Source organism: Streptacidiphilus cavernicola (assembly GCF_042510955.1).
Classification (GTDB): domain Bacteria; phylum Actinomycetota; class Actinomycetes; order Streptomycetales; family Streptomycetaceae; genus Streptacidiphilus; species Streptacidiphilus cavernicola.
On the sequence record NZ_JBHFAB010000005.1, the window covers coordinates 104,245 to 124,794 of the forward strand.

At 72.6% G+C, this 20,550-nt stretch carries 23 protein-coding genes; 15 read left to right on the forward strand and 8 right to left on the reverse strand.

Annotated features, from left to right (window positions below):
- Positions 1-2 precede the first annotated feature (2 nt).
- The 7 genes from ACEZDE_RS08600 to ACEZDE_RS08630 all read left to right on the forward strand — a co-directional run bounded on the left by ACEZDE_RS08600 (position 3) and on the right by ACEZDE_RS08630 (position 7,969).
- Positions 3-797, forward strand: a complete 795-nt coding sequence (locus tag ACEZDE_RS08600; protein ID WP_380534166.1) for a hypothetical protein — start codon at positions 3-5, stop codon at positions 795-797.
- Positions 797-2,248, forward strand: a complete 1,452-nt coding sequence (locus ACEZDE_RS08605) for an AMP-binding protein (protein WP_380534168.1) — start codon at positions 797-799, stop codon at positions 2,246-2,248. The genes ACEZDE_RS08600 and ACEZDE_RS08605 overlap by 1 nt, the downstream gene beginning before the upstream one ends.
- Before the next feature lie 75 nt (positions 2,249-2,323).
- Positions 2,324-3,292 (forward strand): ABC transporter ATP-binding protein, encoded by a 969-nt coding sequence (locus tag ACEZDE_RS08610; protein WP_380534169.1) that lies wholly within the window; start codon positions 2,324-2,326, stop codon positions 3,290-3,292.
- Positions 3,293-3,367: 75 nt separating this feature from the next.
- The gene (locus tag ACEZDE_RS08615; RefSeq protein ID WP_380534171.1) at positions 3,368-4,138 is read left to right on the forward strand and encodes an ABC transporter permease; all 771 of its coding nucleotides are present in this window, start codon (positions 3,368-3,370) and stop codon (positions 4,136-4,138) included.
- Positions 4,139-4,181: 43 nt separating this feature from the next.
- On the forward strand, positions 4,182-5,009 hold the full coding sequence (locus ACEZDE_RS08620) for an ABC transporter permease (RefSeq protein ID WP_380534173.1): 828 nt from the start codon (positions 4,182-4,184) through the stop codon (positions 5,007-5,009).
- 71 nt (positions 5,010-5,080) lie between these two features.
- On the forward strand, positions 5,081-6,703 hold the full coding sequence (locus ACEZDE_RS08625) for an ABC-F family ATP-binding cassette domain-containing protein (protein ID WP_380534175.1): 1,623 nt from the start codon (positions 5,081-5,083) through the stop codon (positions 6,701-6,703).
- A gap of 24 nt (positions 6,704-6,727) precedes the next feature.
- Entirely contained in the window at positions 6,728-7,969 is a 1,242-nt protein-coding gene (locus tag ACEZDE_RS08630) for a cytochrome P450 (protein WP_380534177.1), read from the forward strand.
- A 112-nt stretch (positions 7,970-8,081) separates the two neighbouring features.
- Here ACEZDE_RS08630 and ACEZDE_RS08635 read toward each other — a convergent pair whose 3' ends face one another.
- Positions 8,082-8,375 (reverse strand): DUF1330 domain-containing protein, encoded by a 294-nt coding sequence (locus tag ACEZDE_RS08635; RefSeq protein ID WP_380534178.1) that lies wholly within the window; start codon positions 8,373-8,375, stop codon positions 8,082-8,084.
- A 167-nt stretch (positions 8,376-8,542) separates the two neighbouring features.
- Here ACEZDE_RS08635 and ACEZDE_RS08640 point away from each other — a divergent pair, with 167 nt between their 5' ends.
- Positions 8,543-9,343 (forward strand): class I SAM-dependent methyltransferase, encoded by an 801-nt coding sequence (locus ACEZDE_RS08640; protein WP_380534180.1) that lies wholly within the window; start codon positions 8,543-8,545, stop codon positions 9,341-9,343.
- Between the two features lie 800 nt (positions 9,344-10,143).
- Here ACEZDE_RS08640 and ACEZDE_RS08645 read toward each other — a convergent pair.
- The 3 genes from ACEZDE_RS08645 to ACEZDE_RS08655 are packed head-to-tail and all read right to left on the reverse strand — an operon-like array spanning position 10,144 to position 11,811.
- Positions 10,144-10,563 (reverse strand): arsenate reductase ArsC, encoded by a 420-nt coding sequence (locus ACEZDE_RS08645; RefSeq protein ID WP_380534182.1) that lies wholly within the window; start codon positions 10,561-10,563, stop codon positions 10,144-10,146.
- A 37-nt stretch (positions 10,564-10,600) separates the two neighbouring features.
- Entirely contained in the window at positions 10,601-11,422 is an 822-nt protein-coding gene (locus tag ACEZDE_RS08650; RefSeq protein ID WP_380534184.1) for an aquaporin, read from the reverse strand.
- Positions 11,419-11,811 (reverse strand): ArsR/SmtB family transcription factor, encoded by a 393-nt coding sequence (locus ACEZDE_RS08655; RefSeq protein WP_380534185.1) that lies wholly within the window; start codon positions 11,809-11,811, stop codon positions 11,419-11,421. The genes ACEZDE_RS08650 and ACEZDE_RS08655 overlap by 4 nt, the downstream gene beginning before the upstream one ends.
- Before the next feature lie 89 nt (positions 11,812-11,900).
- On the opposite strand from ACEZDE_RS08655, the gene ACEZDE_RS08660 reads away from it, so the two are divergent.
- A complete protein-coding gene (locus ACEZDE_RS08660; protein WP_380534187.1) occupies positions 11,901-12,419 on the forward strand; it encodes an ArsI/CadI family heavy metal resistance metalloenzyme in 519 nt (172 codons plus the stop codon).
- Between the two features lie 97 nt (positions 12,420-12,516).
- Here the strand turns inward: ACEZDE_RS08660 and ACEZDE_RS08665 are convergent, their stop codons facing one another.
- Positions 12,517-13,386, reverse strand: coding sequence for an NAD-dependent epimerase/dehydratase family protein (locus ACEZDE_RS08665; protein WP_380534189.1), 870 nt, complete (start codon positions 13,384-13,386; stop codon positions 12,517-12,519).
- An 85-nt stretch (positions 13,387-13,471) separates the two neighbouring features.
- Between ACEZDE_RS08665 and ACEZDE_RS08670 the strand changes: the two genes are divergently transcribed.
- Positions 13,472-14,047: a TetR/AcrR family transcriptional regulator gene (locus ACEZDE_RS08670; protein WP_380534191.1), complete on the forward strand. Its 576-nt coding sequence runs from the start codon at positions 13,472-13,474 to the stop codon at positions 14,045-14,047.
- A 119-nt stretch (positions 14,048-14,166) separates the two neighbouring features.
- Here ACEZDE_RS08670 and ACEZDE_RS08675 read toward each other — a convergent pair whose 3' ends face one another.
- Positions 14,167-14,916 carry a transcriptional regulator gene (locus ACEZDE_RS08675; protein ID WP_380534193.1) on the reverse strand — a complete coding sequence of 250 codons (750 nt, stop codon included), beginning with the start codon at positions 14,914-14,916 and terminating at the stop codon, positions 14,167-14,169.
- Positions 14,917-15,076: 160 nt separating this feature from the next.
- Between ACEZDE_RS08675 and folE the strand changes: the two genes are divergently transcribed.
- The 3 genes from folE to ACEZDE_RS08690 are packed head-to-tail and all read left to right on the forward strand — an operon-like array spanning position 15,077 to position 17,331.
- Positions 15,077-15,685, forward strand: a complete 609-nt coding sequence (folE, locus tag ACEZDE_RS08680) for a GTP cyclohydrolase I FolE (protein ID WP_380534195.1) — start codon at positions 15,077-15,079, stop codon at positions 15,683-15,685.
- 30 nt (positions 15,686-15,715) lie between these two features.
- Complete coding sequence (locus ACEZDE_RS08685) at positions 15,716-16,090, forward strand: ArsC/Spx/MgsR family protein (RefSeq protein WP_380534196.1); 375 nt, start codon at positions 15,716-15,718, stop codon at positions 16,088-16,090.
- A gap of 2 nt (positions 16,091-16,092) precedes the next feature.
- The gene (locus ACEZDE_RS08690; RefSeq protein WP_380534198.1) at positions 16,093-17,331 is read left to right on the forward strand and encodes an NAD(P)/FAD-dependent oxidoreductase; all 1,239 of its coding nucleotides are present in this window, start codon (positions 16,093-16,095) and stop codon (positions 17,329-17,331) included.
- A gap of 101 nt (positions 17,332-17,432) precedes the next feature.
- Here the strand turns inward: ACEZDE_RS08690 and ACEZDE_RS08695 are convergent, their stop codons facing one another.
- Positions 17,433-17,870 (reverse strand): glutaredoxin domain-containing protein, encoded by a 438-nt coding sequence (locus tag ACEZDE_RS08695; RefSeq protein ID WP_380534200.1) that lies wholly within the window; start codon positions 17,868-17,870, stop codon positions 17,433-17,435.
- A gap of 439 nt (positions 17,871-18,309) precedes the next feature.
- Between ACEZDE_RS08695 and ACEZDE_RS08700 the strand changes: the two genes are divergently transcribed.
- Together ACEZDE_RS08700 and ACEZDE_RS08705 are read left to right on the forward strand one after the other, a co-directional pair.
- Positions 18,310-18,633: a plasmid stabilization protein gene (locus tag ACEZDE_RS08700; protein WP_380534202.1), complete on the forward strand. Its 324-nt coding sequence runs from the start codon at positions 18,310-18,312 to the stop codon at positions 18,631-18,633.
- A gap of 142 nt (positions 18,634-18,775) precedes the next feature.
- On the forward strand, positions 18,776-18,997 hold the full coding sequence (locus ACEZDE_RS08705; protein WP_380534204.1) for a hypothetical protein: 222 nt from the start codon (positions 18,776-18,778) through the stop codon (positions 18,995-18,997).
- A 26-nt stretch (positions 18,998-19,023) separates the two neighbouring features.
- On the opposite strand, the gene ACEZDE_RS08710 is transcribed toward ACEZDE_RS08705, so the two are convergent.
- A complete protein-coding gene (locus tag ACEZDE_RS08710) occupies positions 19,024-20,541 on the reverse strand; it encodes a catalase (RefSeq protein WP_380534206.1) in 1,518 nt (505 codons plus the stop codon).
- Positions 20,542-20,550: the final 9 nt, after the last annotated feature.

The following is a 20,550-nucleotide window of genomic DNA, read 5'->3' on the forward strand; positions in this document are numbered from 1 at the left end:
CCATGGCTCACTCACCGACACCGACCCGCACCACCGCCCCGGCCACCACCGCGCCGCTGGACCCGCAGGACCGCGCCCGGCTGGCCGCCGCGGTGGACCGCGCCGCCCGTCTCGACCCGGACACCGGCACCGCCGCCGTACTCGGGGCGCTGCTCCCGCCCGCCGAGCTCCGCGAGCTGGCCGGGCTGTGCGTCTACGACCACAGCGCCCTGCTGCTGTTCCCGCCCGACCACGACGCCCTGCTCGTCGCGCTGGCCGATCTCGGCCTGAGCGCCGGGGCGCTGGTGCCGAGCGTCGTGGTCAAGCAGCGGCTGGCCGAACGGCACGGCCCCGCCCTGGCCGGGGCCGACGTCCGGATCACCCATGCGTCGGTGCCCGGCCGGGGCGGGGCGGCCGGTTCGGTCGTCGAGATCTTCTCCTGTCCGGCGGCCCAGGCGGGCCCGGACGTGCGCGCGGCCGAACGGCGGGCGGAGACCGAGCAGCACACCGCGCTGCGGGTGGTCTCCACCGCGCCGGACGCGCTGGACCGGGCGGTGTCGCTGCTGGTCGACCGGGCCGGCTTCTGCCCGGACGGCGGCGGCTACAACCCGCACGAGCAGCGCGCGGCCGGCGGCACCACGGTCCGCTACCTGGCCCGGGTCGGCACCGCGCCGGACCGGCTGGTCCGGCTGGAGCTGAAGCGGCACGGCCGGCACGGCGGCGACGCGCCGGTCCCGGCCGTGTGGAGCGAGGACGTCGCCCGGGTCTACCGGGCCAACGCGACCCATGCCAACGCGACCCATGAGGGAGAACTGTGATGATCGAGGTCTCGGGCCTGGCGCGGCTGCTCGCCGACGCGCCCGCCGAGGACGACGCCCCGGCCCTGCTCATCCCGGGCGAACTGCCCGCCAGCTACGGGGACCTGCGCCGGGAGACGGCTGCCGCGGCGGCGCTGCTGGAACGCCGCGGCGCCCGGGGCCGACTGGTCGCGCTGCAGGCCGAGGGCGCGGCGCAGCTCGTGGTCTGGACCCTGGCGGCCGGGGTGGTCGGGGCGGCCGTCTACCACGTGCCGCCGGGCCAGCCGGACGACGAACGGGAGCGGGTGGCCGCCGCGGCCGGGGCGCACCTGGCGGTGACCGTCCCGGTCCGCCGCGCGGCGGAGTTCTCCGAGCTGCCAGGCCCGCACGCCGACGGACCGCACGCCGGGGGCCCGGCCCCCGACGGCCCGGCCCCCGACGGCCCGGCCCCCGAGGCCGGAACGGTGCTGTTCCACACCTCCGGCTCCTCCGGGGTGCCCAAGGGCGTGGCGCGCAGCGAGCGCAGCCTGTGCGTGGAGGCGGGCGCGGTCGCCGCGCACCTCGGCTACGCCCCCGGCGACGTGGTGCTGTGCGCGGTCCCGCTGCACCACGCCTACGGCTTCGCGCTCGGGGTCACCGCGGTGCTGTCGGCCGGGGCGACCCTGCTGGCCGCCCGTCCGGCCACCCCGCGCCGACTGGCCGCGGTGCTGCCGGAGCACGGGGTGACGGTGCTGGTCGCCGCGCCGGGCCAGTACGCGGCCTGGGCGCAGGGGGCGGTGCAGCGCCCGCCCGAGCCGCTGCTGCGGCTGTGCGTCAGCTCCGGGGCGCCGCTCAACGCGGCGACCTGGTCCGCGTTCCGCGAGGTCTGGGGGCGCGAGGTGGCCCAGCAGTACGGCTCCTCCGAGTGCGGGGCGATCAGCGTGGACCTGCCGCCGAGCGGCGAGGAGGGCTGCGTCGGCTCCCCGTACCCGGGCGTGCTGCTGGAGGCCGGGGTGCGCGACCGCCCGGGGCCGGTGGCCGTGCGCAGCGCGCACGCGTCCTCGGGCTATGTCCCGGCGAGCGCGGGCCGCTGGCCGCAGGACGACCCGGACGGGCCGCTGACCACCGGCGACCGGGGCTGGATCGACGAGCGGGGACGGCTGCGGCTGGCCGGCCGCCGCAGCGACCTGGTCAATGTGCACGGCCTGAAGGTGGATCCGGCGCAGGTCGCCGGGGCGCTCGCCGGGCACCGCGCGGTCGGCGACTGCGCGGTGGTGGGGGTGGACCGGGGCGTCGGCGGCGACCAGTGGCTGGCCGCCTTCGTGGTGTTCGCCGGCGCCCCGGTGGCCGAGGCGACGCTCTACGAGCACTGCAAGGAACTGCTGTCCGCGCACAAGGTGCCGCGGCGGATCTTCGCGCTGGACCGGCTGCCGCTCACCGCGAGCGGGAAGACCGACGTCCGCGCCCTGGCCCTGCGCGCCCGCGAGGGCTGACGGAGCGTCAGTACCAAGCCGCCGAGCACCGACCACGACAACGGCCCGCCCCGGGCCGAGGATACGAGGAGCACCGTGAACCCGACCGACCGTGCCGTGCTGGTGCACGCCGACGGCCTGACCAAGCTGCACCGGCGACGCGGCGGCGAGCCCGTGCACGCCGTGCGCGGCGTCGACTTCCGGATCGTCAGCGGCGAGACCTACGGCTTCCTGGGCCCGAACGGCGCCGGGAAGTCCACCACCATGCGCATGATCTGCTGCGTCTCCGAGGCGTCCGGCGGGACCCTGCGGGTGCTCGGGCTCGACCCCGCGACGGACGGTTCGCGGATCCGTTCCCGGATCGGCGTCGTCCCCCAGGACGACACCCTGGACCGGGAACTGACGGTCCGTGAGAACCTGCTGGTCTACGGCCGCTACTTCGGCATGAGCCGGGCCGCGCGGGCGGCCAGGGCGGACGAGCTGCTGGCGTTCGCCCGGCTGGAGGAGAAGGCCGGCACCCGGGTCGACACCTTGTCCGGCGGGATGCGGCGCCGGCTCACCATCGCCCGCTCGCTGGTCAACAGCCCGGAGATCCTGATCCTGGACGAACCCACCACGGGCCTGGACCCGCAGGCCCGGCACCTGCTGTGGGAGCGGCTGCACCAGCTCAAGGAGCAGGGCGTGACGCTGATCCTGACCACCCACTACATGGACGAGGCCGAGCAGCTGTGCGACCGCCTCGCGGTGATGGACCAGGGCCGGATCGTCGCCGAGTCCACCCCCGCCGCGCTGATCGCCGAGCACGCCGGCCGGGAGGTGCTGGAACTGCGCTTCGACCGGCAGGACCGGGCCACCGCCCTGGACAAGGTCCGCACCCTGACCGGCAGCGGCGCCGCGGACCGGGTCGAGGAGCTGCCGGACCGGGTGCTGGTCTACGGCCCGGACGCGGACGCCGCCCAGGAACAGGTGCAGGCCCTGGGGCTCTCCCCGACCGCCACGCTGGTCCGCCGGGCCGGCCTGGAGGACGTCTTCCTGCGCCTCACCGGCCGCACCCTGGTCGACTGACCGGCCGTTCTGCCTGCCCCGCGCACCCGTCCCGCGCACCGTCCGACCGACCTGACAACCCCACCGGAGGGGACCGTGAACCTCGCACTGCGCGAGACCTCGTACTGGCTGCACCAGTACCGCCGCACCTGGCGGGGCACCGTGGTGATCAGCATCGTCAACCCGCTGCTGTTCCTGACCGCGCTCGGCCTCGGCCTCGGCTCGCTGGTGGACGGCAGCGGCGGCAGCCGCCCCGGCGGCCTGCCCTACGCGACCTTCCTGGCCCCCGGCCTGCTGGCCGGGGCCGCGATGCAGACCGCCTTCATCGAGGGCGCCTTCTCCGTCTACAACGCGGTGCGCGGGCAGCAGAACTACCGGGCCACAGCCGCCACACCGCTCGCGCCCGGCCACATCCTCGGCGGGCACTATCTGTTCATCGGCTTCCGGCTGCTGACCAGCTGCGCGGCGTTCGCCCTGGTCATGGCGGCGTTCGGGATCGACCGCTCCTGGCGGGCCGCGGCCGTGGTCGGCTGCGCGACGCTGACCGGCCTCGCCTTCGCCGCCCCGCTGATGGCGCTCGGCGCCGCCGCCGAACGGCACAGCACGCTGATGGCGGTGTTCCGCTACCTGGTGATGCCGATGTACTTCTTCTGCGGGACCTTCTTCGCGGTCAGCCAACTACCGCTCTGGGCACGGTCCGTGGTCTACCTCACGCCGCTGTGGCACGGAGTCGCGCTGTGCCGGTCGATGGCGCTGGGCCAGGGGACGGCAGCCATGGAGCTGCTGCACACCGGCGTCCTGCTGCTGTTCGCCGCGGCGGGCCTGCTGCTCGCGCACCGGGCGTACCGGCGCACCCTGCACGGCTGAGACACCGGAACCGTCCCGCCCGACCCGAGGAGCACACCCCGCCATGTCCGTCACCGCCCCCTCCGCCGTCACCCTTCGGCCGCCCCCCGCCGCCGACCGTGCGACGGCGCGCACCCGCCGCCTGCTCGCCCTGGTGCACCGCAACCTGCTCCAGTACCGGCACAGCCCGCTGGTGCTGCTGTCCGGGGTGTTCGAGCCGCTGATGTACCTGCTCTCGGTGGGCGTGGGCATCGGCCGCCTGGTCCACCACGTCCCCGGGCTCGACGACCCCAACCTCGGCTACGCGGCCTTCGTCGCCCCCGCGCTGCTGGCCACGGCCGCCATGAACGACGCCATGAGCGAGACCACCAACGTGTTCTACAGCAAGCTCCGGGTGGAACGGGTCTACGACTCGGTGCTCACCACCCCGTTGGACGTCACCGACGTGGTCCTCGGCGAGACCCTCTGGGCGGTACTGCGCGGGCTCACCGCCGCCGTCGGCTTCCTCGCCTTCGCCGCGGCCCTCGGGATGCTGCACAGCGCCTGGGTGCTGCTGGTGCCGGTCTGCGCGCTGCTGATCTCCTTCGCCTTCGCCACCGTGGGCCTGACCGTCGCCACCTACATCCGGGGCTGGCAGGACTTCCAGTACGTCCAGGTCGCGATGCTGCCGATGTTCCTGTTCGCCACCACCTTCTACCCGCTCGGGGTGTACCCGCGCCCGCTCCAGTTCGCGGTCGAGGCGACGCCGCTGTTCCACGCGGTGGAACTGGTCCGCGCGGTCTCGCTCGGACACTTCGGCCCGTCCCTCGCCGGACACGCGGCCTACCTGGCGGTGATGGGCCTGCTCGGCCTGTGGGCCGCCACCCGGCGGCTGCGCGCCGTTACCGCCTGAGCTGCCCGCCTTTCCTTTCCTGCTCCCGTTCGCCCTCCCTCCCGATCCGGGACCGACACCCAAGGGGAACCGTGTCCGTACGAGCCCGCGACGTCACCTTCAGCTACGGCAGCCATGTCGTCCTGACCGGACTCGACCTGCTGGTCGACGGGTCCGACCGGCTGGCGGTGGTCGGACCCAACGGCTCCGGCAAGTCCACCCTGCTGCGGCTGCTGGCGGGGGAGGAGCAGCCCGAGCAGGGCGCCGTCACCAGCACCGGCACGGTCGGGCTGCTCCCGCAGGAGCGCGACGTGCGCCCCGACGAGACCGTCCTCGCCTACCTGCAGCGCCGCACCGGCACCGGCGCCGCCGAGGCCCGGATGCTCGCCGCCGCCGACCTGCTCGCCGAACAGCCGGGGGCGGCGAGCGAGGACGGCTACGCCGAGGCCCTGGAGCGCTATCTCGCCCTGGGCGGAGCCGATCTGACGGTCCGTGCTGCCGCCGTGCTGGCGGAGCTGGGGCTGCCGGAGGACGTGGAGCGGCAGAGCGGCTCGCTCTCCGGCGGCGAGCGGGCCCGGCTCGCGCTGGCCGGGATCCTGCTGGCCCGGTTCGACACCCTGCTGCTGGACGAGCCCACCAACGACCTGGACCTGGACGGCCTGGAGCGGCTGGAGGCGCACATCGCCGGGCGGCGCGGCGGACTCGCGGTGGTCTCCCACGACCGGGCGTTCCTGGAGCACATCGCGAGCGACGTGCTGGACGTCGACGTGCACACCGGCCGGGCCACCCGCTACGGCGGCGGCTACCGGGCCTACACCGAGGAGCGTGCGCGCGACCGGCGGCACGCCCACGAGGAGTACCAGGCCTACGCCGACGAGCGGGACCGCCTGGTGGCCCGCGCCCGCACCGCCCAGGAGTGGGCCGCCAGCGGCGCGCGCACCGCGCGGAAGGCCACCGACGGCGACAAGATGCTGCGCCACGGACGGATCCAGTCCGCCCAGCGCACGGGAGCCAAGGCAGCGGCTGCGCTGCGCGACGTCCAGCGGCTGGAGCAGGTCGAGGAACCGCGCAAGGAGTGGGAGTTGCACCTGCGCTTCGGGACCCGGCAGCGCAGCGGGGACCGGGTGGCCGCGCTGGAGCGGGCGGTGGTCCGGCGCGGCGGCTTCCGGCTCGGCCCGGTCGACGTCAGCCTCGGCTGGGGCGACCGGGTCGCGCTGACCGGGCCCAACGGCGCCGGGAAGTCGACCTTCGTGCAGGCCCTGCTCGGCCGGGTCCCGCTCGCCTCCGGCAGCCGCGGCCTGGGCGCCTCGGTGGTGGTCGGCGAGATCGGGCAGACCCGGGCCACCTTCGACCCGGCCGCCACGGTGGTCGACGCGTTCCGTGGCCGCAGCGGCCAGGCCCCCGCTGACGCCCGTACCCTGCTCGCCAAGTTCGGCCTCGGCTCCGACCATGTGCTGCGCCCGGTGGGATCGCTGTCCCCGGGCGAGCGCACCCGGCTGGACCTGGCGCTGCTGATGGAGGCCCAGGCCAACTTCCTGGTCCTGGACGAGCCGACGAACCACCTCGACCTGCCCGCGATCGAGCAGCTCGAATACGCCCTCGGCCACTTCGACGGAACGCTGCTCGTGGTCAGCCACGACCGCAGGTTCATCGACCGGCTCGGCCTGACCCGTCGACTGGTCGCGGCCGACGGCACCGTACGCGAACAGGACTGACCGCCCGTCACCAGGAGGCACGCCATGCCAGAGCCGTCCGCGCCGCCCGATCCGTCCGCGCCGCCCCGCTGCCCCTTCGGCGCGGAGCAGCCGAGCTTCGCCGCGGAGCAGCCGAGCGCCGACCCGCCGCTCCGCCAGGTCCGGATCGACGGCGGCGCCCAGGCCCTGCACGCGGTGCTGCACGGCGACGTGGTCCGGGTCCTGGTCGACCCGGGCTTCAGCCGCGACCTGCGCCGACCCGGCGACCCGCGGAAGTTCCCCGGACTCGACGTGACCGGCGGCGGCGCGACGCTGACCGGCATGGACGCCCCCGAGCACACCCGGCTGCGGCGACTGCTGCAACCCGCGGTGGGCCGGGTCCGGACCGAGCGCTGGCGTCCGCAGGTACGGGCCGCCGCGTGCGCCCTGGCCGACGCCCTCGCCGCCCGACCGCAGCCGGCCGACCTGGTCAGCGGCTACACCCGGGTGCTGCCGACCGGGGTGATGGCCCGCATCCTCGGCGTCGAGGAGCCCGACCGGGAGCGGTTCCAGGCGGACACCCGCGCCTTCCTCTCGGTCACCGCCGCCTCCGCCCGGGAGCGGGTGATGGCCGTCCGCCGACTGCTCGCCCACGTCGACACCCTCATCGCCACCGCCCGCCGGCGGCCGGAGCAGCAGTCCGACGGCGGCGACGGTGACGGCGTGCTCGGCGTGCTGCTCGCCCAACGCGACGACCACGGCGACCCGTTGGACGGCGCCGAACTCCGCAACGCGGTGTTCGGCCTACTGGTCGGCGGCTACCAGACCACCGCCGCGACCCTGGGACGCGGCATGCTCGCGCTGCTGCGCGACCCCGAGGCCTACCGGGCGCTGGTCCGGGATCCGGCGCTGATCCCCGGCGCGGTGGAGGAGATCCTCCGCTACGCGCCGCCGGACGACGGCGGGATGCTGCGCCGCGCGGTCCGCCCGGTCGACCTGCCGTCCGGCACCGTCGCCGAGGGCAGCGTCGTGCTGCCGTCCATGCGCGCCGCCAACCGGGACGCCGCCGTCTTCGCCGACCCGGACCGCTTCGACATCACCCGCGCGCCCAACCCCCACCTGACCTTCGGCGCGGGCCCGCACTACTGCCTCGGCGCGGCCGTGGCCCGGATGCAGCTGCACGAGGGCATCGCGGCCCTCCTGGACCGCTTCCCCACCCTCCGCCTGGCCGACCCCGCCGCCCCGGTCCACTACGAGGACGGGCTGATGGTCGACACCCTCACCGACCTCCCGGTCACCTGGAACTGAGCCGAGGCCGGCGGGGCGCCGAAGCCCCCGTCACTCCCGGAACCCGGGGACGACGAGGGCTTCGGCGACGGGCTGACGGCGCTCCGAGCGCGTGCCGCGGTCCGGGCCCCGGTCAGTCGATGCCCTCGACGATGCGGAAGTCGCGCTCGACGCCGTCGGAGAGGACGGCCAGCGCTTCCTGGTAGGCCGCACTCTCGTGCGCCGCGACGGCCTGCTCGAAGCTGTCGAACTCGATGAGGACGGTGCGCTCGGCGATTCCGGCGTCATGTGCCACGACTGCACCGCCCCGCACGAGAGTCCGCCCGCCCCCGGCCTTGACGGCCACCGCGGCCAGCCTGCTGTAGGCAGCCAGCTTCTCGGGGTCGGAAATGGTTCGGTAGGCGCTGACCCAGTAGCCCTTGGGCATGGAACCTCCAGTGTGGGAACGAGTGCGTCTGACGTGCGCGTCGGTCCCGAGCGTATGTCCTCCAGCGTGCTCCAGCGTGCTCTGCCCGGATCGAGGAGCCGTCCGGCGCCAACAGTCCCGTTCTGTCGTCAGTCGGTAGGGTCCCGTCTCCGACTAGGTTGAGGCGTATGAGCCAGATACCGTTCGATCCCGTCGCGCACAACCGTCTCGCCTGGGACCGTGAGGTTGAGGAGGGCAACGAGTGGTCGCGCCCGGTCGGCCCGGAGGTGATCGCGCGGGCGCGGGCCGGTCAGTGGTCCATCGTGCTGATCGGGTACGAGTCGGTCGACCCGGCCTGGTTCCCGCCGGACATCGGCGGCTGCGACGTGCTGTGCCTGGCCTCCGGCGGTGGACAGCAGGGGCCGGTGCTGGCTGCGGCGGGTGCGCGGGTGACCGTCTTCGACAACTCGCCCCGCCAACTGGCGCAGGACGAGACCGTCGCGGCGCGGGAAGGGCTCGACCTGCGTACCGTGCTCGGCGACGCGCGCGACCTGAGCGCGTTCTCGGACGCCTCGTTCGACCTGGTCGTCCACCCGGTCTCCAACCTGTTCATCCCGGAGCTGGCGCCGGTCTGGCGCGAGTGCCACCGCGTGCTGCGCCCCGGCGGAACGCTGCTGTCCGGCTTCCTCAACCCGGACGTGTACCTCTTCGACGCCGAACCCCTGGAGGCGCGCGGGGAACTGGTGGTGCGTCACCGCCTGCCCTACAGCGACGTCACCCACCTGGAACCCGCCGAGCGGGAACGGCTGTGGGGCCTGGACGCGCCGGTTGAGTACAGCCACACGCTCAACGAACAGCTCGGCGGGCAGATCGCCGCGGGGTTCGCCATCACCGGCTTCACCGAGGCGCCGCACCAGTCGAACGCCACCACCGGCTGGCTCCCCGGCTACTTCGCCACAAAAGCCGTCAAGTCCGACGCCGGCCACTGACTTCTACCGGCCGGGACAGGGCTAGCAGCACCGCCGAGCGGCAGCCCTGGCGGGCGCCTGCGCGGTAGTGGCGGCGGTCGATCAAGCCACCCGAACGCCTTCGCTTCGAAGGCCGATAGGGTCCAGAAACAGATGGTCAAGCACGTTGGACCCGAATTGCCGGAACCCCTGAAAGTACGCGATTTCCGCAGCACCCCCGGATAAACCCGCAGATCACGCAGCCTGCTCCTCGCGCCCGCGGGGATGGTCCCTCGACGACCTGTCCCGCCGGGCCGCCGGCGAACTGCTCCTCGCGCCCGCGGGGATGGTCCCGTGCGCCGCTGCCGGAGATCCCGTCGCTTGTCCGCTGTCGGTGCCCTGCTCGTTTCCTCCGGGTCAGAGCGGCAGTCGTGCCGCGCCCGCGGCGAAGGCGGTGACCGTCTCCAGGTCGTAGCTGCCGAAGTCCGAGCCCAGGTCGGTGACCACCTACGTGGCGGTGTCGGTGCCCAGTACGGCTGCGCTCCACGGGGCCTGACCGAGAGTCAGCCCGCAGATCATTCCGGCCGAGAAGCGTCGCCGCAGCCGGAGATGTCGACCACGTCCGCCACGAACACGGGGATGCGGCGCATCTCCCCGCCCTCCGTAGCCACCACCGCGCCGCGCCGTGCCGTCGGTGACGGCGATGCAGCCGGTGCCGCCCAGGTGCAGGTGGTCGCAGGCGGCGATGGCGTCCCACGTCACGCCCTGCGCGGGCCCTGGCCGTTCAGGCCCCTGCGCTCGCGGTGCTCGCCACGATGCCGCCACTGGTGTCACCGCGGTGGTCAGGCGACCGGCTCGATGCCGAGGTCAGCGAGCAGGCCGCGAATGCGCTGCTCGATCCGGTCGCGGATCGGGCGGACGGCGTCGACACCCTGGCCGGCTGGGTCCTCCAGCTTCCAGTCCAGGTACCGCCTGCCGGGGAAGTACGGGCAGGCGTCGCCGCAGCCCATCGTGATCACTACGTCGGACGCTTGCACCGCCTCGACGGTCAGCACCTTGGGCACCTCGGCGGAGACGTCGATGCCGACCTCGGCCAGGGCCTCGACCACGGCCGGGTTCACGCTGTCAGCAGGGGCGGACCCGGCGGAGCGGACCTCGACCCGGTCGCCGCCGAGGCGGGTGAGGAAGGCGGCGGCCATCTGGGAGCGGCCGGCGTTGTGCACGCAGACGAACAGCACGGACGGGACGGCGGGAGTACTCACGGGTTCTTCCTCCGAGGCGGGAACAGCGGGGCGGGGTTCAGCGGCCTGCGGCAACCGGGTGGTGCTCGCCGTGCGGGACCACGGCGTCCACGGCGTCCGCGACGGCCTCAACGTCCACGACGTCCTCAACGTCCACGACGGCCTCGGCCTGCTCGACGTCCTCGGCGTCGGCCGTGCCGGGGCGGCTGAACATCACCGCTACCAGCACGACGCCGATTGCCAGGCCGACGAGCTGCGCGGCGACGAACGGCAGCGCCGAGCCCGGGGCGATGCCCGCGGAGGTGTCGGTGAAGGTGCGCCCGATGGTGACGGCCGGGTTGGCGAAGCCGCTGGAGGAGGTGAACCAGTACGCGGCGCCGATGTAGGAGGCCACCGCGACCGGCGCGAAGTGCGCGCGTTCGGCGCGGGCCAGGCCGAAGACCAGCAGCACCAGCCCTGCGGTGGCGACGACCTCGCCCAGCCACAGGTGCGGCGCCGAGCGGTTGTGGGTGGAGAACCGCACCAGCGGCTCGGCGAACATCGCGTCCGCCAGCACCGCCCCGCCGATCGCACCGCCGATCTGGGCGGGCACGTAGGCGGCGACCTCGCGCAGGCTCGGGCCCTGGCCGTCGCGGCGCCCGGTCCACCAGGCGGCCAGCGTGACCACCGGGTTGAAGTGTGCGCCGGAGACCGGGCCGAGCAGGGCGATCAGCACGCCCAGCCCGAACACCGTGGCCAGGGAGTTGGCGAGGAGCTGCACACCGACGTCCTGGGACAGCTTGGCGGCCTGGATGCCGGAGCCGACCACGACGGCGACCAACGCACCGGTCCCGACGAACTCCACCACCGTGCGGCGGTGGAGCGGAGCTGTGTCGGTCATCTCGCAGCCTGCGCGGACGCGGACGCGGTGGCGGCCGGGGCCTGGAGCAGGGCGGACAGCTTGGCCAGAGCGGGCGGCAGCACCCAGTAGTAGACCCAGGTGCCGCGCCGCTCGGAGCCGACCAGGCCCGCCTCGCGCAGCACCTTCAGGTGGTGCGAGATCGTCGGCTGGGAGACGTCGAACGGACCGGTCAGGTCGCAGACGCACGCCTCGCCGCCCTCGTGCGAGGCGATCAGCGACAGCAGCCGCAGCCGCACCGGGTCCGACAGGGCCTTGAACATCTTCGCCAGGTCGGCGGCGGCTTCCTCGCCCAGGGGCTCGCGGACCAGCGGCGAGCAGCACCCGGCCGCGTCGTCCTGGCCGAGCACCGGCAGTTCCAGATTCGACATACGTCTATGTTGACAGCCATCTATCCGAAGAGGCAAGCTCACTGTATCGACAGACGTCGATACAAGGCCTTGGATCGAGGAGCACCACCATGTCCCGTGTTCAACTCGCCCTGCGCGTTGCCGACCTCGAAGGCTCCATCGCCTTCTACTCCAAGCTCTTCGGCGCCGAGCCGGCCAAGCGCCGCCCCGGCTACGCCAACTTCGCCGTCGCCGAGCCCCCGCTCAAGCTCGTCCTCATCGAGGGCGAGGCCGGCGGGGACACCCGCCTGGACCACCTCGGCGTCGAGGTCGAGACCACCGAGCAGGTCATCGCCACCACCGCCCGCCTCAGGGACGCCGGCCTGGCGACCTTCGAGGAGAACGACACCTCCTGCTGCTACGCCCTCCAGGACAAGGTGTGGGTCACCGGCCCCGGCCAGGAGCCGTGGGAGGTGTACGTCGTCAAGGCCGACGCCGACACCCTCGGCAAGAGCGCCGGGTCCGCCGGGTCCGCCGGGGCCGCCCCGGACGCCTGCTGCGGCACCACCGCCTGCTGCACCTCCGACGAGCAGGCCGTCGACCCGGCCCGGAGCCCGGCCGAGGCGAAGACCGCCGCAGGCTGTGCCTGACTTGTGCCGCCCGTCGCGGCAGGTCCACCGCAACATCATCTGGCGGAACAACCGCCTCGCCGGCCGACGCTTGCGCGAATTCGTAGCCCCTGGCGGTTCAGCGGTCGAAGTAGAAGCCTGCGTCGAGGTCGGCGAGCAGGGTGGGGTGGGCCGGTGTCCAGTCGAGCAGTTGCCGGGTTGCCTGGTTCGGCATCCTGACGTCGATGCCGATGAAGGGGAAGGCCTTGAAGTGCTCGGCTGCCTGCTCCGGTGACAAGCTCACCGCCTCGATGTCCAGGTGGTGGGCGACGTTCTCGGCGATGGTGCGGACCGGGACGCCGGCTTCGGTGGCACCGGTGACCTGCGAGCCGGCCGGGGCCCCCGCCACCGCGAGCGCCCAGACGCGGGCGACGTCGAGGGTGTGGCCCGCGGCCCAGGTGTTGCTGCCGTCGCCGATGTAGCCGGCGATGCCGGTCTGGCGGGCGATCCGGAGGTACTGCGGGATGAACCCGTGCCGGTCGCGCTCGCTGTGGGTGACGTTCGGGACCGCGACCAGGACGGTGCGCACGCCGCGCTTGGTGTACCCGTGGATGGCGAGCGCGACCTTGGCGCGGGGGTTGGGGTGGTTCACCAGGTCCTCGACGCGGCCCATGCCGATGCCGAGGAAGGCCTTGCCGGTGTCGACGAGTTCGCCGCAGATCGCGTGGACGACCTCCTCGTCCTGTGCGGCGGCCTCGGCGAAGCGGCCGGACGCGATGCCCTCGTGCTGGAAGCCGAGGTGGACGACCGCGTCGGTGTTGCGGGCGGCTTCGCGCAGGCCGTCGAGGTCGGTCAGGTTCCCGCGGCGGGCCTCGGCGCCCATCGCCTGGACGGCGGCGGCTGCCTCGTCGGAACGCGCGAGGCCGACGACGTCGTGACCCGCGTGGATGAGCTCGGGGACAACGGCGGAGCCGATGTGGCCGCTGGCACCGGTGACGAAGACGCGCATGAGGATCTCCCTGAAAGTGATGTGACTCGGTAACGTCACCGTACCACCGTGATGTTACCGAGTCACATCGCCTAGGATTGCCTCCATGGCGCGATGGGAACCGAACGCACGGGAACGGCTGGTACGCGCCGCGGTCGAGCTGTTCGCGGAGCAGGGGTACGAGGCGACGACGGTCAACGAGATCGCCGAGCGGGCCGGGGGGCTGACCAAGACCACGTTCTTCCGGCACTTCGCCGACAAGCGCGAGGTGCTGTTCGCCGGACAGGAGATCCACAACCGGATCGTGGCCGAGGCGATCGCCGAGGCACCTGCAGCGGCCACGCCCCTGGAACTGGCCAGTCTGGCGCTGGACGCACTCGCGTCCTCGTTCGCGCAGGACCGGCGGGACATCGGGCGGCGGCTTCGGGCGGTCCTTGCGAACAGTGCGGAGCTGCGGGAGCGCTCCGCCTCCAAGCGGGCGGCGTTGTCCGAGGCGATGGCGCAGGCGCTTCGCGCGCGGGACGTCCCGGAGCTCGTCGCCGATCTCGCAGCCGAACTGGGGACGCGCGCGTTCTACGGCGCGTTCGACCGATGGACGTCGACGGCGGATCAGCGGACTCTCGTCGAGTACGCGCGACAGATGTTCGGCGAGTTGAAGGCAGCTGTGTCCGTGCTCGAATAGCCCACTGGGCCGGTCTCCACTGCCCGCGCCGACTCCCGGTCCGGCTTGTTCTCCACACCGCACTCCGCTTCGGCGCCCGGTGGTGGCCGCAGCGCAGATCGCACGCACGCGCCAGGGCTTCAGTCGCGGGTGCGGCTCTGGGGTGATGCGGTGGGGTCGGTGAGGACGACGCAGCACTCGCCGGGGCTGGGGGCCAGCACTGCCTGCACGGCCGTGGCGTCCAGGCCGTGCAGGTATCCGTCGAGGAACGCGTGGTTGAGTCCGCAGACCAGCTCGGCTGCCTGGCCCGCGAGGGGGTGGAAGGGGCAGTTGCGGAGCCTGACCCGGGTCGGGGTCTCGCGGACCGGCTCGTATCCGTAGGCGTCCAGCATCCGTTCGCACATCGTTAGAGCGCGCTCGGTGCCGAGACGGCCGGGGCGGCTTCGCTCGCGCTCCTGTTCTCCCAGGCGCCGACCGGCGTCGGCGGCTGCGCCGGTGGCCGCGGCTGCGGCGGTGTGCCCGTCCGTCTGACCGAGCACGCCTTCCAGGAGCAGGCCGGCAAGGAGCTCGTGGCGGCGCTGCGGGATGCTGACTGCGATCTGCAGGTCGGTGGGCTCGTACACCTTCGGCTGCCGGCCGACGCGACGCGGTGCGCCGGGGTCTCCGTAGCGGGCACGCAGCAGTCCGGCAGTGACCAGCTTGTCGAGGTGGAAGGCGGCGAGCTTGCGGGAGACGCCTATGCTCGCCGCTGCCTCGTCCCTGGTCACCGGCCGTCCGGCGCGGCGGATGAACGTGAACATGCGCCGCCGCGACTCCTCTGCGAGCACGCTCACGGAGTCGATGGCGTCGACCGCTCCGTGCGGCGACAGGGCCGGTTCCTCACTCGTCACGCGTCCAACATAACTCCAACAGCCATGGACGTGATGAGCAGTTCCCTCTCTGGGCTGGTGAGCTTGACGAGGGTAGCGAATAAAGACAAGACTTGTTGGCGAAAAGCGGCAGCGAAGCAGGAGCGCACGCTCGCCGTCCGTACGCACCTGTGGAGGGACTATGAACACCTGGACCGGCGGTCCCCTGCACGTGGCCGCGGACACGAGCGGCATGGATCTGGACGCCGCCGAGGAGGCCGCCTCCCGGTTCCTCAAGGCGCTCGGCGTCTCCACCGACTCGGAGAGCCTGCGCGACACCCCGGGCAGGATGGCCCGCGCCTACGCCGAACTGTTCACGCCGCGCCCGTTCGACCTGACCACGTTCCCCAACGACGAGGGCTACGACGAACTCGTCCTCGCCCGTTCCATACCTCTGCGCTCGGTGTGCGAGCACCACCTGCTGCCGTTCGTCGGCACCGCCCACGTCGGATACCTGCCCGGTGCCCGGATCCTGGGCCTGTCGAAGCTCGCCCGCGTCGTCGAGTACTTCACCTGCCGGCCCCAGGTGCAGGAACGCCTGACCAAGCAGGTGGCCGACTGGCTTCAGGAGAACCTGGACCCCAAGGGCGTGGGAGTGGTCATCGACGCCGAACACACCTGCATGACACTCCGCGGCGTCCAGGCCACCGGCGCCCGCACCCTCACCTCCAGCCTGCTGGGCATCCTGCGCACCGACGCGCGCTCCCGCGCGGAGTTCCTGGCATGCACCGGCGTCACCGGCACCCGCTGAACCCTCACCACCACCACGGCAGGGACTTCCATGGAAATCTGGATCAACCCCACCTGTTCGAAATGCGCGTCCGCGCTCTCGCTCCTGGACGAGGAAGGCGCGCAGTACACGGTGCGCCGCTACCTGGAGGACCCGCCGACCGGGGACGAGCTGACCGAACTGCTGCAGCGGCTCCACCTGGAGCCGTGGGACATCGCCCGTACCTCCGAGCCCGCCGCCGCAGGGCTGGGCCTGGGGACTTGGCCCAGGGATCCCGACAGCCGTCAGCAGTGGATCGACGCGCTCGCCGCGCACCCGGTGCTCATCCAGCGCCCCATCATCACCGCCGACGACGGCACCGTGGTCATCGCCCGCAGCGAGGACGCCGTCCGCTCCACCATGCCCGCGACCGAGAGGAACCGATGACGATGGCCACCACCGACAACGCGTACGTGATCGTCGGAGCCGGCCTGGCCGGCGCGAAGGCGGCCGAAGCCCTGCGCGAGGAGGGCTTCGCCGGACGCCTGTTCCTCATCGGCGAGGAGCGCGAGCACCCCTACGAGCGCCCCCCGCTGTCCAAGGGCTACCTACTGGGCAAGGACGAACGGGCCTCGGTCTACGTACATCCGCTGGAGTGGTACCGCGACCACGACGTGGACCTGCGCCTGGACACCCGGGCCACCGCCCTGGACACCGCGAACCACCTCCTCACCCTGGCCGACGGCAGCCGACTGCCCTATGCCAGGCTGCTGTTGGCCACCGGCGCCGCACCCCGCCCGCTGAACGTCCCCGGAGCGGACCTGGACGGTGTGCACCAGCTCCGCAGCCTGGAGGACAGCGACCGCCTGCGGGCCGCGTTCCGGGCCGAGGCCCGTGTCGTGGTCATCGGCGCAGGCTGGATCGGCCTGGAGGCAGCCGCGGCGGCCCGGACCGCCGGCGCGCAGGTCACCGTCCTGGAGTCCGCCGAACTCCCCCTGCTGCGGGTCCTCGGCCCGCAGGTGGCGCAGATCTTCGCCGACCTGCACCGTGAGCACGGCGTGGACCTGCGCCTCGGGGTCCAGGTCGACCGGATCACCGGCACCACCGGCAGCGTCGCCGCGGTCCGGCTCGCCGACGGCACACTGATCGACGCCGATACCGTCCTGGTGGGCGTCGGCGTCAGCCCCAACACCGCACTGGCCACCGCGGCAGGCCTGGACGTCGACAACGGCATCACCACCGACGAGCACCTGCGCACCTCCGCACCCGACGTCTACGCCGCAGGCGACGTCGCCAACGCCCACCACCCGCTGCTCGGCCGCCGCATCCGCGTCGAGCACTGGGCCAACGCCCTGAACCAGCCCCGCACGGCAGCCCGTTCGATGCTCGGCCAGGACGCCGTCTACGACCGCCTGCCGTACTTCTTCACCGACCAGTACGACCTCGGCATGGAGTACACCGGCTACACCGAACCCGGCGGCTACGACCAGGTGGTCTTCCGCGGCGACACCGCCTCGCGCGAGTTCATCGCCTTCTGGCTGTCCGGCGGACGTGTCCTGGCAGGCATGAACGTCAACGTCTGGGACGTCGTCGAGCCGATCCAACGCCTCATCCGCTCCGGCGAACCGGTCGACCCGGAACGCCTCACCGACCCGGACGTCCCCCTGGAGAGCCTGCTCACCGACTGAACGAGGCCGGGGTAGCGCATCGCCACTTCACCGCTGCCTGTTCCGAGCGGCCATCAGCAGGCACGCAAGCCCCACGAACACTGCCGTGGTGGCTGCCGCGTTCACACGAGCGAGCGGAGCTGTTCGCGCAGCCACGCAGGGTCGGGGTTGGTGTGCGGGCGACCCGCCAGGACTACCGTGGGCACCGTCTCGTTCCCGTCGTTCACCTGCCTCACCGTCTCCGCCGCAGCCGCGTCACGCCAGATGTTCACCCAGTGCGCGCGGCGGGCGTCGCGGCCAAGGCGCATGCGAAGTCGCATGCAGTAGGTGCAGCCGGGCCGCCAGAAGACGATCGGGCGGCCGTCGGCCTCGGCGCGGCGTCGGGCCTCTGCGTTGTCCACCGACCGCGGGAAGATCAGCGGCGAGACCGCCGCAGCGAGCGCGAGATACACCGCCAGGAGGACTGCGCCGGTGCCGACGTGGCCCGAGGAGATCAACCAGGCGGCAACGATCGAGCCGGCGAGCAAGACCAGCGCCGACGGCACCCATACACGGATCATGAAAGCCGACGATATCAACTCTGCAACGCTGCGGCCCAGATGGCCCTTGCCAGAGGATTGTCGGCCGCTGCGCCGTATCTGCCGCTCCGGGACAACTCATCGGTGGCGGCCCGAGTCGCGGGTGTGCAGGTGGCGGCCTGCGAACAGGTGGCGCCGGGGATGGCCAGGACGAAGGGGCCACGCTCTGCTGCTGAGTGTGGACTGAACCGTCGACGACGCGGCCCGGCCGGGTATGCGCCGGATCGTGGACGACTACGTCGAGGTGCAGCCGTTCGGCGGACACGTTCCCCTACGTCCGCGAGGCCCTCCGTGTCGTTCCTCCCGTACTGGGGGACACAGCTTCGCGCGCCTGGTTTCAGCCGATGAAACCGGGCTATTCGGACGGAAGGGGCTTATACCCCAGGATGCTCCGACGACTGCGAAACACGAGGTGGACGGCATGCCCGCAGGATCGAACGCCAAGCGAGAGCGCCAGTACGAACACATCAAGGACAGCGCCCGCAAGCGCGGAGAGACCGAGAAGCGTGCGGAGGAGATCGCGGCCCGTACCGTCAACAAGGAGCGGGCGCGCGCCGGCGAGTCGCGTACGGCCTCCCGCAGTTCCACGCACGACATGTCCTCCTCCGAGCGCGGTGGCAAGCGCTCGCACTCCGGCGCGGCCGGGCCCACCCGGGACCAGCTTTACAATGAGGCTCGGCAGCGTGGCATCAAGGGCCGCTCCAGCATGACGAAAGCCCAGCTCAGCAAGGCCCTCGGTCGCTGATCCCGCCGTTCCCGGTCGCCGTGCGGGGCGGTTCGAGTGTTCGAGCGCCGGGTGGTGGATGCCGACGTGCCGGGCTCGGTGCTGGTGCACCGTGCGGACTCGCCCACCGGCGCGATGCTCTGGCGCTGTCCTTCAGCAGTGCGTGTCCGCGGAGACGACGCATCCCGACGCGCCGACCTCGCTGGACGACTGGATCCTGTGCGTGCACTGGCTGCAGCACGGCCCGGTCTCCGCCGACACCGAAGCGGCACTGCCGCAGGTGCTGGCCACGATCCGCGCGCACTACGCGGAACGCGGCCGGGCCGCGCCCTCCCGCATGGAGGTGCGCGGCCCGGACCACGGACTGCTGCTCACCGTCGAGTGAGACCGACCGGCTCGACGGCGTAACCGTCATGCCTTGTGCTGCATGCTGCTGCGGGCCGGGTTGGCCTGCTGCTCGGCCTTGGGGTCCTTCTCGCCGGCCTTGGCGTGGACGCCTTCGCGGATGCGGCGGCCGACGTCGGGGTCGATGGCGGTCCAGTACTCGAAGGCGCGGTGCAGCACGGGTTCGCTGACGCCGTTGAGCAGGTGGCCCACCACGTTGTCCACCAAGCGGTCGCGGGCGCCGTCGTCCATGATCTCGCGCACCAGGGTCCCGGCCTGGCCCCAGTCGTCGTCCTCGGGGTGGTCGACGTAGGCGGCGCGGGTGATCTCGCCGCTGACACCCCAGCTCGGCGGCGGCCCGGAGACGGCGGGGTCCGCTGCGGGGCCGCCCTTGGAGTTGGGGGCGTAGACCGGGTCGGCGGTCTTCCGGTACGCCATCGCGCCGTCCTTGGAGTACGAGTGGACGGGCGCGGTGGGTGCGTTGACCGGCAGCTGCTGGTAGTTGGCGCCGATGCGGTGGCGGTGGGCGTCGCCGTAGGCGAACAGCCGGGCCAGCAGCATCCGGTCGGGGCTGGGGCCGATGCCGGGGACGAGGTTGTTGGGCTGGAAGGCTGCCTGTTCGATCTCGGCGTGGTGGTCGGTGGGGTTGCGGTCCAGCGTGAGTCGGCCGACCTCGACGAGCGGGTAGTCGCCGTGCGGCCAGACCTTGGTCAGGTCGAACGGGTTGAACCGGTAGTCGGCGGCGTCCTCGTAGGGCATGAGCTGCACGTACATCGTCCAGGACGGGTACTGCCCGTCGCGGATGTGCTCGAACAGATCCCTGGTGTGGTAGTCGGTGTCGACGGCGGCCATCTGGTCGGCCTCGTCCTGCGTGAAGCACTCGATGCCCTGGTCGGTCTTGAAGTGGTACTTCACCCAGGTGCGACGGCCCTCGGCGCTGGTCCACAGATAGGTGTGGGAGCTGTAGCCGTTCATGTGCCGCCAGGTGCGCGGGATGCCCCGGTCGCCCATGAGCCAGGTCACCTGGTGGGCGGTCTCGGGTGAGAGGGTCCAGAAGTCCCACTGCATGTCGTGGTCGCGCAGGTTGTTGTCGGCGCGCCGCTTCTGCGAGCGGATGAAGTGCTGGAACTTCATCGGGTCCTTGACGAAGAACACCGGGGTGTCGTTGCCGACCATGTCGTAGTTGCCCTGCGAGGTGTAGAACTTCAGGGCGAAGCCGCGCGGGTCGCGCCAGGTGTCGGGCGATCCCCGCTCGCCTGCGACGGTCGAGAACCGCGCCAGCGCCTCGGTCCGCGTGCCGGGCTGGAACACCGCAGCCCGGGTGTACTCACTGACGTCACCGGTGACCTCGAAGTGCCCGAACGCGCCGCTGCCCTTGGCGTGCGGCTGCCGCTCCGGGATCCGCTCCCGGTTGAACTGCGCCATCTGTTCGATCAGGTACGCGTCCTGCAGCAGGATCGGGCCGTTCGCGCCGGCGGTGAGCGAGTGCTCGTCGCTCTCCACCGGTGCGCCCGAGTCGGTGGTCGTTGCGGGGATCTCCGCCATAGGGTGCCT